The sequence below is a fragment of the Geobacter hydrogenophilus genome (assembly GCF_018501225.1).
In the GTDB taxonomy this organism is placed as follows: Bacteria; Desulfobacterota; Desulfuromonadia; order Geobacterales; family Geobacteraceae; genus Geobacter; species Geobacter hydrogenophilus.
This window is the reverse complement of the sequence record NZ_JAHCZI010000004.1, coordinates 45,660-58,773: the sequence shown is the minus strand read 5'-3', so window position 1 is coordinate 58,773 and position 13,114 is coordinate 45,660. Positions and strand designations below refer to the sequence as shown.

General features: G+C 64.1%; 14 protein-coding genes and 1 tRNA gene. 8 read left to right on the top strand and 7 right to left on the bottom strand.

The genetic code is table 11. The annotated features are described in order from the left end of the window. Positions 1-89 precede the first annotated feature (89 nt). Both KI811_RS08530 and KI811_RS08525 read right to left on the bottom strand, forming a co-directional pair. A tRNA-Phe gene (locus KI811_RS08530) sits at positions 90-165 on the bottom strand. Positions 166-266: 101 nt separating this feature from the next. Then, on the bottom strand, positions 267-830 hold the full coding sequence (locus tag KI811_RS08525; protein ID WP_214186052.1) for an elongation factor P: 564 nt from the start codon (positions 828-830) through the stop codon (positions 267-269). 100 nt (positions 831-930) lie between these two features. Here KI811_RS08525 and yaaA point away from each other — a divergent pair, with 100 nt between their 5' ends. The 8 genes from yaaA to KI811_RS08485 all read left to right on the top strand — a co-directional run bounded on the left by yaaA (position 931) and on the right by KI811_RS08485 (position 7,959). Then, positions 931-1,128, top strand: coding sequence for a S4 domain-containing protein YaaA (gene yaaA / locus KI811_RS08520; protein ID WP_214186051.1), 198 nt, complete (start codon positions 931-933; stop codon positions 1,126-1,128). An 11-nt stretch (positions 1,129-1,139) separates the two neighbouring features. Continuing rightward, on the top strand, positions 1,140-2,405 hold the full coding sequence (locus KI811_RS08515) for a DUF898 family protein (RefSeq protein WP_214186050.1): 1,266 nt from the start codon (positions 1,140-1,142) through the stop codon (positions 2,403-2,405). Then, positions 2,405-3,448, top strand: a complete 1,044-nt coding sequence (locus KI811_RS08510; protein WP_214186049.1) for a M48 family metallopeptidase — start codon at positions 2,405-2,407, stop codon at positions 3,446-3,448. The genes KI811_RS08515 and KI811_RS08510 overlap by 1 nt, the downstream gene beginning before the upstream one ends. Then, on the top strand, positions 3,445-4,158 hold the full coding sequence (locus tag KI811_RS08505; RefSeq protein ID WP_214186048.1) for a uracil-DNA glycosylase family protein: 714 nt from the start codon (positions 3,445-3,447) through the stop codon (positions 4,156-4,158). Before KI811_RS08510 ends, KI811_RS08505 begins: the two co-directional genes overlap by 4 nt. Positions 4,159-4,351: 193 nt before the next feature. After that, on the top strand, positions 4,352-4,828 hold the full coding sequence (locus tag KI811_RS08500; RefSeq protein WP_214186047.1) for a MaoC family dehydratase: 477 nt from the start codon (positions 4,352-4,354) through the stop codon (positions 4,826-4,828). Positions 4,829-4,893: 65 nt separating this feature from the next. Beyond that, positions 4,894-5,310 (top strand): thiol-disulfide oxidoreductase DCC family protein, encoded by a 417-nt coding sequence (locus KI811_RS08495; RefSeq protein ID WP_214186046.1) that lies wholly within the window; start codon positions 4,894-4,896, stop codon positions 5,308-5,310. A gap of 85 nt (positions 5,311-5,395) precedes the next feature. Next, complete coding sequence (locus KI811_RS08490) at positions 5,396-7,672, top strand: Tex family protein (protein WP_214186045.1); 2,277 nt, start codon at positions 5,396-5,398, stop codon at positions 7,670-7,672. Between the two features lie 107 nt (positions 7,673-7,779). After that, positions 7,780-7,959: a hypothetical protein gene (locus KI811_RS08485; RefSeq protein WP_214186044.1), complete on the top strand. Its 180-nt coding sequence runs from the start codon at positions 7,780-7,782 to the stop codon at positions 7,957-7,959. Positions 7,960-8,052: 93 nt separating this feature from the next. On the opposite strand, the gene tpx is transcribed toward KI811_RS08485, so the two are convergent. From tpx to KI811_RS08460, 5 genes are all read right to left on the bottom strand, one after another. Then, positions 8,053-8,568: a thiol peroxidase gene (gene tpx / locus KI811_RS08480; protein WP_214186043.1), complete on the bottom strand. Its 516-nt coding sequence runs from the start codon at positions 8,566-8,568 to the stop codon at positions 8,053-8,055. A gap of 102 nt (positions 8,569-8,670) precedes the next feature. Beyond that, complete coding sequence (locus KI811_RS08475; RefSeq protein WP_214186042.1) at positions 8,671-9,462, bottom strand: sulfite exporter TauE/SafE family protein; 792 nt, start codon at positions 9,460-9,462, stop codon at positions 8,671-8,673. Beyond that, complete coding sequence (gene cysC, locus KI811_RS08470) at positions 9,462-11,333, bottom strand: adenylyl-sulfate kinase (RefSeq protein ID WP_214186041.1); 1,872 nt, start codon at positions 11,331-11,333, stop codon at positions 9,462-9,464. The genes KI811_RS08475 and cysC overlap by 1 nt, the downstream gene beginning before the upstream one ends. Beyond that, positions 11,333-12,241, bottom strand: a complete 909-nt coding sequence (gene cysD / locus KI811_RS08465; RefSeq protein WP_309298918.1) for a sulfate adenylyltransferase subunit CysD — start codon at positions 12,239-12,241, stop codon at positions 11,333-11,335. Before cysD ends, cysC begins: the two co-directional genes overlap by 1 nt. Then, the gene (locus KI811_RS08460) at positions 12,241-13,089 is read right to left on the bottom strand and encodes a sulfotransferase family protein (protein WP_214186040.1); all 849 of its coding nucleotides are present in this window, start codon (positions 13,087-13,089) and stop codon (positions 12,241-12,243) included. Before KI811_RS08460 ends, cysD begins: the two co-directional genes overlap by 1 nt. Positions 13,090-13,114: the final 25 nt, after the last annotated feature.

Below are 13,114 nucleotides of genomic sequence, written 5' to 3'. Positions count from 1 at the left end.
ACCCCTTCTTTTTGTTGTTTTCCCAAGGAGAGGGAAATTTCAGGGACAAAAAAAGGCTTCGTGGAAAATCCACGAAGCCTTGATTTTTCTGGTGCCCAGAGACGGAGTCGAACCGCCGACACGAGGATTTTCAGTCCTCTGCTCTACCGACTGAGCTATCTGGGCGAAAAGAGCTTTAACTTATAACCTCTGGTTCGGATTGTGTCAATACCTTTTTGGGTTTTCCCGGTGCCGGCTTGGAAATTTTCACTGCGCTGCTCCGCGCATCAGGCTCGGGATATGAACCGGCAGTCCCGTGTGTCGACCTTGATCTTCTCTCCCACCTCCAGATAGGGTGGAACCTGGATAGTCAGGCCGGTTTCGAGGGTGGCCTCCTTGGTCTGGGCGGTGGCGGTGGCGTTCTTGATGACCGGTGGGGTGTCGGTGACGGTGAGCTCCACCACCTGTGGCGGGTCGACGCTCACCAGCCGCTCCTGGAAGAGGCCGAGGGTCACCTCGGTGCCGTCCAGGAGGTAGGGCTGGATGGCGCCGAAGGAGTCGGCGTCCATCTCGAACTGTTCGTAGGTCTCCATGTCCATGAAGATGCCCCGGTCGCCGTCGGCATAGAGAAACTGCCCCTTGTGGCGCTCGAAGTCGGCCTCCTCAACCTTGTCGCCGGAGCGGAAGGTCTTCTCCAGCACCTGGGCGGTGAGGAGGTTGCGGTACTTGGTCTTGACCATGGTGCTGGCGCCCCGGGCCGAGGGGGACTGAAAGTGGACGTCGAGGATGACGCAGGGAGCGCCGTCGAGCTTAATGACGAGGCCCCGCTTGAAGTCGGAAGTGGTGAGCATGGCGAATCTCCTTTGGGCGTGAAAAATCTCCTCTTCATAGCAAAAAAGTGCTACAAAGACAACCAGATTGGACTGTTACAGCAAGGAGCGTTATCCCGAGATGAAAATAGAAACCGAGTACATCAAGCTCGACAGCTTTCTGAAGGCCGAGAATATCGTCGCCTCCGGCGGCGAGGCAAAGATCCTCATCGCGGACGGGGGAGTCCGGGTGAACGGCGAGGTGGAGACGCGGCGCGGCAGGAAGCTCCGGGTCGGGGACCGGGTTGAGGCGGGCGGTGAATCGCTCGTGGTGGAATGAAGGAGGCTCCCATGGAGACGGTGAGCTGCCCCCATTGCAGCTTGACGAAGGAGATGCCCGCCGGGACCATTCCCGACGGGGCTCGGGTGCGCTGCCCGCGATGCGGCGAGAGGTTCACCTATTCTAGGGGGACTGGGCCGAAGGCGTCCGAGAGCATTCCTGCAGCGGCCTCTCCCCCGGGGGCTGTCCCCCCGCGGCCTCCCGCTCTGCCCGAACCCCGCCGGCCGGCGGCGCCCCGGACCCTTCGCTTTACCTTCACTGGCACGGCAAAGGAGTATTTCGGCATCTGGATCGTGAACACGCTCCTGAAGATCGTGACGCTCGGGGCCTATTCTGCCTGGGCCAAGGTCCGCAAGCGCCGCTACTTTTACGGCAACACCCTTCTGGACGGAAGTCCCTTCGACTACCTGGCCGATCCCAAGGCCCTCTTCCGGGGATGGCTCATCGGGGCCTTGGCGTTTCTCGTCTATACGGCGGGAACCCGCTACACGCCGGGCGTCGCCAAGATACTTGGCTTTGTATTCTTCCTGACGGTGCCGTGGCTCGTGGTCCGCTCGCGGCTGTTCAACTGCCGCAACTCCAGGTACCGGAACCTCCGCTTCGCCTTCCGGGACGACTACCAGGAGGCCTACGTGATATTCGCCGGCCTCGCCTTCCTGGTGCCGTTCACGCTGGGGCTCATCTTCCCCTACCTCATCTATCGCCAGAAGAAGTTTCTCGTTGAGAAGAGCTCCTATGGCCGGACACCTTTCACCTTCACCGCCACGGGAAAGGATTACTACTTCCTCTTCCTGAAAGCGGCGGGGTGGCTGGTGCTCCTGCTGGTGGTGGTGATGCCGGCGGCCTTCTACGTGGCCTCCACCCTGGCCGAAGGGGGGGCGCTCCTGGCCGGTGCCGACCTGCGCCGGACCCAGATGATGGTCGGCGCCCTCATGTTCTTCGCCCTGCCGGTTCTCTACCTCTTCATCGTGGTCTATGTCCAGACTGCCCTGGCCAATCTCACCTGGAACAGCACCAACATCTCCGGGAGCCGCTTCGTGAGCCGGATGCGGGTGCGGGACATGGCGTGGCTTTACCTCTCCAACGCCGCGGCCATCATTGCGAGTCTCGGCCTCATGGCGCCTTGGGCATCGGTGCGGCTGGCCCGGTACCGGTTCGATACCCTTTCCGTCGAGGGGATTGCGGACATGGAGGCGTTCCGGGCGGGGTTCCAGGCAGATGTGGGTGCCGCCGGGGAAGAGATAGGTGACATCTTCGGGATCGACGTGGCCCTGTGATGACGGCGCCCGGCACCTACTACGACGGCCGAACCTCGGCGCGGCGAACCGTGCGGCTCACCCTTGAGGGGAATCGTCTCCACGTGGCGGGAGAGGGGGTGGATTTTGTCGGCGAGATTGCCGGTCTCGTCGTCTCTGCGCCCCTCTCCACGGCGCGGCGCTCAGTTACCTTCCCGTCCGGTGCCCTCTGCGAGGTAAGCGATGTGCGCTTCATGGACGAACTCCTCCGGCGCCAGGGGAAGGGGAGCGCCATGGCAGCCATCCACCGCTGGGAGCGGAGCCTCCCCCTGGCCCTGGTGGCCCTCGTGGTGACGGTGGCCGTGGTCTGGGGCTTCATCGCCTTCGGGATTCCCGTTTTGGCTGACAAGGTCGCCCGGGCCGTTCCCCCTGCCACCGAGGTCTCCCTGGGCAAGGAGAGCCTGGCGATGCTCGACAAGCTCGTCTTCACCCCCTCCCGGCTTTCCGATGTCCGGCGCCGCGAACTCTCGACCCAATTCTCCCGCATGACCCGGGAGCTTCCCTTTGCCACCGGCTACCGGCTGGAGTTCCGCAAGAGCGACCAGCTGGGGGCCAATGCCCTGGCGCTCCCGTCGGGGATCATCGTCGTCACGGACCGGCTCGTGGAGATAGCCAAGAGTGACGACGAGCTGATAGGGGTTCTGGCCCACGAGATGGGGCACGTGCGGCACCGCCACGCGTTGCGCCACGTGCTCCAGAACTCGGCCACCGGCCTCGTCGTCGCCGCCATCACCGGCGACATCACCTCCATTACCTCCCTGGCCGCCACGCTCCCCACGGTCCTCATCGACGCCTCCTACTCCCGCAGCTTCGAGACGGAGGCCGACGATGCCGCGGTGGCGTACCTGAAGCGCCGGGGGATTCCCCTCAAAAGCTACGCCGCCATGCTCGGCCGCCTCGAAACGGAGCATCGGAAGAAGCAGGGGGAGAAGGGGAAGAAAGAGGATAAATCCATAGGCGACTACTTCTCCACCCATCCGGTGACCGAGGAGCGGATCAGACGGGTTCTGGAGGCGGGCCAATGACCGATCTCGTGGCCATAGCCGACACCCTTGCCGCCGACCTGGCGGGGCTCTCCTTCTCCCCGCCGGTGGCCCACGTCTACAACCCCCTCATCTACGCCCGGGAGCCCCATGCCGCCTATCTCTCCCGCTTCGGCTCTCCTCCCAAGGAGGCCCTTTTCGTCGGCATGAATCCCGGCCCCTGGGGAATGGCCCAGACCGGCGTCCCCTTCGGGGAAATCGCGGTGGTAACGGAGTGGCTCGGGATCACCGGCACGGTCACGCGACCGGCGGGCGAGCACCCCAAAAAGCGGGTCGACGGCTTTGCCTGCCGGCGGAGCGAGGTGAGCGGCCGTCGGCTCTGGGGGCTCATCCGGGAGCGGTTCGGGACACCGGAGCGGTTTTTTACCCGCTTCTTCGTGGCCAACTACTGTCCGCTCCTCTTCCTCACCGCCGACGGCGGTAACATCACCCCTGACAAGCTGCGCCGGGGGGAGCAGGAGCCGCTCTTCGCCGCCTGCGACCTGGCCCTGCGCCGGACCGTGGAACTGCTCCGGCCACAGGTGGTCATCGGCGTCGGGGGGTTCGCCGAGGCACGCTGTCGCGAGGCCCTGGCCGACCTTGGAATAGAGGTGGGGCGGATCATCCATCCGAGCCCCGCCAGCCCCGCCGCCAACCGGGACTGGGCCGGCACGGCCCTGCAGCAGCTTCACGGGTTGGGGGTTGACTTCTGAATTCAAAAACCACTTCCACCACAGAGACACAGAGACACAGAGAAAACCATTAAAAAACGAATGGTTTTATTGTTTGTTCGACGGATGCCAGGTTGAATGGTCCGGTTTTTGGGTAACTTCAGTTTTTATTCGAGAAAAAATCTCTGTGCCTCTGTGTCTCTGTGGTGAACAGTTCTTTAAAGGAGGTTCACCCGTGTCCGCAGCAGACGAACTTATCGCTTTCCTCTCTCCCAAGCTCGGTACCGAGATCCACGTGGGACCCTGGCTCGTCATGGAGCAGGGGCGGATCGACGCCTTTGCCGCGGCAACGGGGGACGTCCAGTGGATCCACACCGACCCGGCGCGGGCCCGGCGCGAGTCCCCCTATGGCACCACCATTGCCCACGGTTTCCTCACCCTGTCGCTCCTCCCCTTCCTCACCGAGGCGAACGCCCCGGGGCAGTTCGAGCGGAACTACCCCGGCATGCGCCTGCGGGTCAACTACGGCCTCAACCGGGTGCGGTTCCCGGCTCCGGTCAAGACCGGCTCCCGCATCCGGGCGCGGACCAGGCTCACGGCCCTGGAGCCCCTGGGTGCAGCGGTGCAGATCACCTACGAGATCACTGTGGAGATCGAGGGGGAGCCGAAGCCCGCCTGCGTGGTGGAGCAGCTCTTCCGGCTCTACCCCTGAGACTGGTTGCCGTTTGCCGGTTCCGTGGTATAGGTTTCGGAAAGATCCAACTGCGAGGTCTGCCGATGCCAGCCCCCCCTGAATTCCCCCTCAGTGTCTTCTATGACGGCTCGTGCTCCGTCTGCGCGGCGGAGATGGAGGCCTACAAGCGCAAGAACCATGGTGGACGCCTCCTCTTCGTCGACATCGGCGACCCTTCCTTCGACCCCGTCCCCTACGGAATCACCCTCGACGAGTTCATGGCCCAGATGCACGCCATCGACCGGACCGGCCGGGTCTACCGGGCCGTGGAGGCCTTCTGGGCCATCTGGCAGGCCTTTCCGGCCTCGACCCTCTACGGTTTTCTCGGCACCCTCGTCATGCTCCCGGGGGTGAACCTCCTGGCCCGCCTCGGCTACCGGGGCTTCGCCCGTTTTCGCAGGTATCTTCCCCGGCGCATTCCACCCTGCGCTGGCGGTTCCTGCCGCATCGACCACCGCTGAGGCCTCCGGCGTTCCCTCCCTTTTCATCGCCGTTCCCCTGTGGTAGTATCCTCCCCTTTTCATCCCGCCGCACAGAGGACCAACCATGAGCCAGAGAAGCGACGCACTTGTGAAAATCACCACATTCATCATCGAAGAGACCGGCCTGAAGCCGTTTCAGGTGGAAAACACCGTGGAGCTCCTGAAGGAGGGGGCCACGGTGCCGTTCATTGCCCGCTACCGGAAGGAGCGGACCGGGGAACTGGACGAGGTGCAGATCCGCACCGTGGAGGAGCGCCTTGCGTACTTCACCGAGCTGGAGGAGCGGAAGGTCACGGTGCTCAAATCCATCGAGGAGCAGGGAAAGCTGACCCCTGAGCTGAAGGCCCGCATCGAGGGCTCCCGCCAGAAGACCGAGGTGGAGGACCTCTACCTCCCCTACAAGCCCAAGCGCCGCACCAAGGCCACCATCGCCAGGGAGCGGGGACTGGAGCCCCTGGCCGACATCATGGCGGCCCAGGAGCTTACATCCGGCACGCCGGAGGAGGCGGCGCTCCCCTTCGTGGACCCGGCCCGGGAGGTTCCCGACGCGGCGGCGGCCCTGGAGGGGGCGGGGCACATCCTGGCGGAGCGGCTGGCCGACGACGCCGACGCCCGGGCCTTTGTCCGCCGCCTCACCTGGGACGACGGCATCTTCGCCTCCCGCGTGGCCAGCGACAAGAAGGAGGCGGTCACCAAGTTCGAGATGTACTACGACCACCGGGAGCCCCTGAAGAGCGTCCCCTCCCACCGGATGCTCGCCATGCGCCGGGGGGAGAAGGAGGAGGTGCTCCTCCTGGCCGTCGAGGCGCCGGTGGCGGAGATTCACGCCGGCCTCAAGGCCCGGCTCGTTGTCCGGGAAAGCATTTTTCGGCCGATCCTGGAGCGGGTTGCCGAGGATGCCTACAAGCGGCTCGTGGCCCCTTCCATCGAGGTGGAGCTGCGGCTGGAGGCCAAGAAGCTTGCCGACGAGGCGGCCATCCGGGTCTTTGCCCAGAACCTGCGGAATCTCCTCCTGGCACCGCCGGCCGGGGGGAAGCGGGTCCTCGGCATCGACCCGGGGCTGCGGACTGGCTCGAAGCTGGCAGCGGTGGACGCCACCGGCCGCTTTCTGGAGCACGTGACCATCTATCCCCACACCGGGGAAGGGCGCGTCGCCGGGGCGAAGAAAGATTTCCTGCGGCTCGTTGAAACCCACAACATCGAGATGATCGCCGTGGGGAACGGCACCGCCGGCCGCGAGATCGAGCAGTTCGCCAAGGAGACCCTGGCCGAGGCGGGGAAGCGGGTGCCGGTGGTCATGGTGAGCGAGGCCGGGGCCAGCGTCTACTCCGCATCGGAGATCGCCCGGGAGGAGTTCCCGGATCTGGACCTCACGGTGAGGGGGGCCATCTCCATCGCCCGCCGTCTCCAGGATCCCCTGGCGGAACTGGTGAAGATCGACCCCAAGAGCATCGGCGTGGGGCAGTACCAGCACGACGTGGACCAGAAGGCCCTGAAAAAGGCCCTGGACGATGTGGTGGAGTCATGCGTGAACTTTGTCGGCGTTGACCTCAACACCGCCTCCTGGGCGCTCCTCTCCTACGTCTCGGGCGTGGGGCAGTCCCTGGCCAAGGCCATCGTTGCCCGGCGGGACGCCGAGGGACCCTTTGCCTCGCGGCGGGGGCTCCTGAAGGTCCCCCGCTTCGGCGAGAAGGCCTTCGAGCAGGCGGTGGGCTTCCTCCGCATCCGCAACGGTGAGCACCCCCTCGACAACACCGCCGTCCACCCGGAGCGCTACCCGGTGGTTGAGGCCATGGCCGCCGACCTCGGCGTTTCCCTGCCCCAGCTTGCCGCCGACCAGGCGCTGGTGGAGCGGATCGACCTCAAACGCTACGTGACCGGGGCCGTGGGGCTCCCGACTCTGCGGGACATCGTGGCGGAGCTGAAAAAGCCGGGGCGCGACCCCCGGGAGGAATTCAGGACCGCCGCCTTCCGGGACGATATCCGGGAGCTCTCCGACCTCAAGGAGGGGATGGTGCTCCAGGGGGTAGTGACCAACGTCACCGCCTTCGGCGCCTTTGTGGACATCGGCGTCCATCAGGACGGCCTCGTTCATGTGAGCCATCTGGCGGCCAGGTTCGTGAAGGACCCCAATGAGGCGGTCCGGGTCGGGGAGGTGGTGAAGGTGAAGGTCCTGGCCGTGGACGTGGCTCGAAAGCGCATCTCCCTCTCCATCCGCGAGGCCATGGAGGGGGGAGCACCGCGCCCCAAGAGCGAGCGTCCGCCACGGGAGGAGCAGGGCTCCGGCGGCCTCGATTTGGCGAAGCTGGAAAAGGCGGGCTTCCGGGTGAAGAAGCGGTGATTCGCGGTTGATCTCCTTGACATTCCGGTTACTTGCAGTATTGTTTTTTTAGGCGTGGCTAATGCTGCGCTGCACAGGAAACCCGGAATGCGGAAGGAGGAACGGCGATGAAGGAATTGGTCAAGATGGGTATCAAGGTTATCATCTGGATCTTTTCGGCGGTCTTGTTCGGCTTTCCCCTCATTGTCTTCTCGGTGATTGACTGGATTCTCGACAAGATAGCCGGGGAGAGCCACGACATGGACCTGCGGCTCGGCTACTGGAAACCCTTCGAGAGGCACGGGTAGCGGCCGTTAACGACAATTGCAGAGCGGTACCATACAAAAAGGCCTGCTTCGTTGAGAGCAGGCCTTTTTGTGTTCCGTGTTCCGCCGGTGACGCTACAGCAATCCCTTGGCCGCGGCCAGGACAGCCGCGTAGTCGGGCTCGCTGGTCACCTCGGGCACGTGCTGGAGGTACCGGATGGTGTCCGTGGCGTCGATGACGAAGAGGGAGCGGGAGAGGAGCATCAGCTCCTTGATCACCACGCCGTAGGCGAGGCCGAAGGAGCGGTCCCGATAGTCGGAGAGGGTCTTTACCCGGTCGATGCCGGCTGCGCCGCACCAGCGCTTCTGGGCAAAGGGGAGGTCCATGCTCACGGTGAGCAGCACGACGTTGTCCGGCAGAGTTGCCGCCTCCTGGTTGAAGCGGCGGGTCTCCGTGTCGCAGACCGGGGTGTCGAGGGATGGGACGGCGCTGATGATCTTGATCTTCCCGGTGAAGTCGGCAAGCGATACCGGTGCGAGGCCGGTGTCCACGGCGGTGAAGGCCGGGGCCTTGTCCCCAACCGCCAGGGCCGGACCGAGCAGGGTCATGGGGTTTCCCTTGAAGGTGATGATGCCTGGGCGTTCCTGCATGGATGTTCCTCCTTTTGGAATTGATGACCCCACAAGTCTACCGCATGGGGAGAAAAAGGAAAGGAGACTGAATCCGTTACCGTATGCCGGGCGGGGGGATTTTCAACAGCCTGATAGGATCTTGATGCCTGTCAGGAGCAGCAATAGCGCCAGGGCTGGCCTTAGAACAGCATCCGAGGCCCGGGCCGAGAACCAGGATCCAACCACAACTCCAGGTAGGGAGCCTGACAGCAATGTTATAAGGAGTGCAACGTTGATGTTGCCCGCCAGCAGATGGCCGGAACCGGCCACAAGGGCAAGGGGGATGGCGTGGGCCAGGTCCGTGCCGACAACCTTGGCCGGCGTCAGGCGCAGCGGATAGAGGTAGAGCATGATGACCGTCCCCAGGGCTCCTGCTCCGACGGACGTCAACGTGACAACCACCCCGAGGAACAGGCCGGCAAGCACTGTCAGTGGGGCCTGAAGCCGTTTGAACAGCTCCGCGTCGCCAATCCTGAAGTTCCTGCCGATTTCGTGCAGACGTTTCTTGAAGATCAGCCCAATGGCCGTGATGAGCAGCATCACTCCCAGGGCCTCCATTATCACAATGTTTACCTTGAAGGTTTCGCGTCCGACGTACTGCAGCGCGGCATTCGTCAGCATTGCCGCCGGGAGGCTTCCGGCCGCCAGCCGCCGGCAGACCTGCCAGTCGATGGTCCCGCGGCGGCCATGCACTGACACCCCCGCCATCTTGGTGATCGCGGCAAAGAACAGGTCCGTGCCCACGGCCGTCGTGGGAGCGAAGCCGAACAGCAGGACCAGAATGGGGGTCATCAGGGCACCGCCGCCAATGCCGGTCAGGCCGACCATCAGGCCTACCAGCAGACCGGCGGTCATGGCGGCAGGGTCGAACATCACGCCTCCCACCCCACGCAGCGCTCCCGGATCGACGTCAGCAGCATGGTCACGCAGTCGTCAATGGCAAGGGATGCCGTGTCCAGTTTCAGATCGGGACGCTCGGGCTGTTCATAGGGGGATGATATCCCGGTAAAGCTTGGCAGTTCGCCACTGCGGGCCTTACGGTACATCCCCTTGGGGTCCCTCGCCTCGCACACCTCAAGAGAGGTTTCGAGGTACACCTCCAGAAAACGCTCTGTGCCGATGATGCCGCGGGCCATCTCCCGGTCCTCCTGAAAGGGAGAGATGAAGGCGGTAATCAGGATCAAGCCGGCATCGTTCATCAGCCGTGAAACCTCGGCGATACGGCGGATATTCTCGGCCCGGTCCCTTGGGGAAAAACCGAGGTCGCGGTTCAGGCCGTGACGCACGTTATCGCCGTCCAGCACATAGCAGGCCATTCCCAGGTCAACCAGTCTTCTCTCCAGGGCGAAGGCGAGAGTTGACTTGCCGGCCCCGGAGAGGCCGGTGAACCAGATCGTCAGCGGCTTCTGACGGAGCAGTTCGGTCCTTTCCGCCGGCGTCACCTGGCCATGGTGCCAGACGACTTCCCGCCTCTCCGGCACGGCCCGGTCCGTCTTCAGTTCGGCATCGTAATCGGTCCGCTCCACAATGGTTGCGGCGCCGACGGTGTCGTTGCCGGAGGCCGAAACAAGGAGCACCCCCCCCAGGTGGCGGTTGCGCGCATAGGGATCGGCAAAAACCGGACGGTAGAGCACAAGCCGGATGCGGGCGATATCGTTCATCCCGAGGGACTCAACCTGCTCCCGGCGCAGCGTATCGGGGTCAATACGGTAGCGTATCAACTCGCAGCGGGCCTTGACCCATTGGCACCCCAGCTTGATCAGCAGCACCATTCCTGCGACCAGGTGCTCGTCCCCGGTCCAGACCGTCATCAGATCCAGTTCCTTGAATTCCCGCGGGACATTGCCGGGATGCACGAGCAGGTCGCCCCGGGCGATATCCAGCTCATCGTCCAAGCAGACGGTTACGGCCTGGCCAGCCACGGCCTGGGGCAAGGGGGTGCTCCCCATGTGGATGCTTCTGATGGAAGAACGGAAACCGGAGGGGAGCGCGATCACTTCGTCGCCGACCCGCACCACACCGGAAGCGAGGGTGCCGCTGTACCCCCTGAAACGTTCGTCGGGGCGCACTACGCGCTGCACCGGCAGCCGGAAGTCGACCAGGTTGCGGTCACCGGCCACGTACACGTCCTCCAGGTACGGCAGGAGGCAGGGACCGCCATACCAGGGCATCCGCTCGCTCTTGTGAACCAAGTTGTCGCCGTCGACGGCGCAGACCGGAATGAAGCAGAGGTTCTTCAGGCCGAGCCGGACGGCAAAGGCCCGGTACTCATCCTCGATCTCACGGAAACGTTCCTCCCTGAAACCGACCAGGTCCATCTTGTTGACGGCCACCAGGAGGCGCGGCACCCCCAGCAGCGCACAGATGAAGGCGTGGCGCCGGGACTGGGTCGAAACACCCTGGCGGGCGTCGATCAGCAGTATCGCCAGATCGGCAGTGGAGGCTGCTGTAGCCATGTTGCGGGTATACTGCTCGTGGCCCGGGGCATCGGCAATGATGAAACGGCGGCGCGGGGTGGCAAAATAGCGGTAGGCGACATCGATGGTGATACCCTGCTCCCGCTCGGCCCGCAGGCCGTCGGTCAGAAGGGCGAAATCGGGGTGCTCGCCGCTGGGAGCACCTTTGGAGAGGGAAGCGATATGGTCGTCGTAGAGGGCCCCGGCATCGTAAAGCATGCGCCCGATCAGGGTGGACTTCCCGTCGTCGACGCTGCCGGCGGTCATGATGCGGAGAAGGTCGATCATCAGAAATACCCCTCCCGCTTCTTGCGCTCCATGGAACCGTCCTGGTCATGGTCGATGAGGCGGGTTGTGCGCTCCGAAAGGCGGGTCTGCTCCAGTTCGGCGATGATATCCGCCACCGTGGTCGCAGTTGAGGCGATTGCGCCGGTACAGGGATAGCACCCCAGCGTCCTGAAGCGGCAGAGCCGCGGGACAGGCGCCTCTCCCGGCAGCAGCGGTGTCCCCTTGCCGACCGGTATCAGCTGGCCGTTGCGCTCCACCACTATCCGCTCCGCCGCGAAGTAGAGCGACACCACCGGGATCGACTCCTGCTCGATATAGCGCCAGACATCCAGTTCGGTCCAGTTGGAGAGGGGAAACACCCGCATGCTTTCGCCGCTCTTGACGCGACTGTTGTAGAGGTTCCAGAACTCGGGGCGCTGGCGCCGCGGTTCCCACTGGCCGTGGGGGTCACGGAAGGAAAAGATCCTCTCCTTGGCCCGGGAGCGCTCCTCTTCGCGGCGGGCCCCGCCGATGACCGCATCGTACCCCCCCTCCCGCAGCGCATCCAGAAGCCCCCTGGTCTTGAGGTCGGCGCAGCAGCGCACGGTCCCCAGGTCCCACGGGTTGACGCTGGCATCATCGTCAGCGCGGCTGTGGTGCACCTGCAGCTCGAAGCCCAACTCGGCCGCCCGGGCATCCCTGAACGCCACCATGTCCGGGAACTTGTAGCGGGTATCCACATGGAGCAGGGGAAAGGGTATCCGGCCGGGCCAGAAGGCCTTCTGGCAAAGGTGCAGCATCACCGACGAATCCTTGCCGATGGAGTACATCATCACCGGACGCTCGAATTCAGATGCCACCTCGCGAAGGATGTGGATCGCCTCGGCCTCCAGCTGGTCGAGCACCGATATGGTCAGGCCGGGCTGCATCAGGGCTTCGTCCGCGGCTGGGAGGCAGGGCCGTTCTTCGGGTAGAACCACTCGTAGTACCAGGCGCAGGCCCGCTCGATCTGCGCCTGGATGCGGGGGGGGATCTCGTGGCGACCGGGAGCGGCTATGCTCCCCTGCTGCCGGTGGAGGTATTTGAAGCGGTAGTGGCTGTCGCTCTCGTGGGGACGGACGGTGATGCGCCCGGGATCGATTGCATGGGGGGGGAGCCCCAGCCAGGTGTAGATGTGCGTCATGGTACCGACCGGGTCGGCAATCATATCCTCGAATTTCACGAAATAGAGGCGGTTTTTCACCGTCTGCGGCAACTCCTCGATGGCCCGGATCGACGACAGCGGCGCGCCGATGGACTTGTCCTGGGCAAAGAGCTTGTCGGCCCGGCCGAAGCGGTCAAAATCGGCCAGGTGGTCGATGAAGTCCAGCAGAATGGTCCTCTGGTGCTGGGACTCGATGGAGCCGTAAATCTGCCCCAGTTCGCGGATCGGCACCAGCAGCCTCGCCTCGGGGTCCAGATGGAGCAGCATCTCGATGCAGTGGAGCCAGGCGCGGTTCTTGTCCACGACCACCTGCTTGCCGCACTCACCGTGCCAGCCGTGGAGAAACCCCTGCATGGCCGATTTCAGGTGGGCATAGGTGGCCTCGAACTGCACGTCGAGTTGCGACAGCATGAACTGGTCGTCGCTGATGAAACGGCGCATCATCAGGAGGGCATTGCAGAGGGGCGAGCTGTGCCCTTCACAGTGTATGGCGGGATGCTCTGCCAGCAGCTGGCACAACAGGGTGGAACCGGCACGGGGCAAGCCCGCGACGCCGACAAAGCGCGTGGTCATAGTTTTCTCCGGGCGAAAATTTATA

Bases quoted from the DNA above. Each gene is read 5' to 3' on its own strand.
- KI811_RS08475 (WP_214186042.1), bottom strand. From the start codon at position 9,462: ATGTTCGACCCTGCCGCCATGACCGCCGGTCTGCTGGTAGGCCTGATG.
- KI811_RS08510 (WP_214186049.1), top strand. From the start codon at position 2,405: ATGACGGCGCCCGGCACCTACTACGACGGCCGAACCTCGGCGCGGCGA.
- KI811_RS08515 (WP_214186050.1), top strand. From the start codon at position 1,140: ATGGAGACGGTGAGCTGCCCCCATTGCAGCTTGACGAAGGAGATGCCC.
- KI811_RS08460 (WP_214186040.1), bottom strand. From the start codon at position 13,089: ATGACCACGCGCTTTGTCGGCGTCGCGGGCTTGCCCCGTGCCGGTTCC.
- KI811_RS08490 (WP_214186045.1), top strand. From the start codon at position 5,396: ATGAGCCAGAGAAGCGACGCACTTGTGAAAATCACCACATTCATCATC.
- KI811_RS08485 (WP_214186044.1), top strand. From the start codon at position 7,780: ATGAAGGAATTGGTCAAGATGGGTATCAAGGTTATCATCTGGATCTTT.
- tpx (WP_214186043.1), bottom strand. From the start codon at position 8,568: ATGCAGGAACGCCCAGGCATCATCACCTTCAAGGGAAACCCCATGACC.
- cysD (WP_309298918.1), bottom strand. From the start codon at position 12,241: ATGCAGCCCGGCCTGACCATATCGGTGCTCGACCAGCTGGAGGCCGAG.
- KI811_RS08525 (WP_214186052.1), bottom strand. From the start codon at position 830: ATGCTCACCACTTCCGACTTCAAGCGGGGCCTCGTCATTAAGCTCGAC.
- KI811_RS08505 (WP_214186048.1), top strand. From the start codon at position 3,445: ATGACCGATCTCGTGGCCATAGCCGACACCCTTGCCGCCGACCTGGCG.
- cysC (WP_214186041.1), bottom strand. From the start codon at position 11,333: ATGATCGACCTTCTCCGCATCATGACCGCCGGCAGCGTCGACGACGGG.
- KI811_RS08495 (WP_214186046.1), top strand. From the start codon at position 4,894: ATGCCAGCCCCCCCTGAATTCCCCCTCAGTGTCTTCTATGACGGCTCG.
- yaaA (WP_214186051.1), top strand. From the start codon at position 931: ATGAAAATAGAAACCGAGTACATCAAGCTCGACAGCTTTCTGAAGGCC.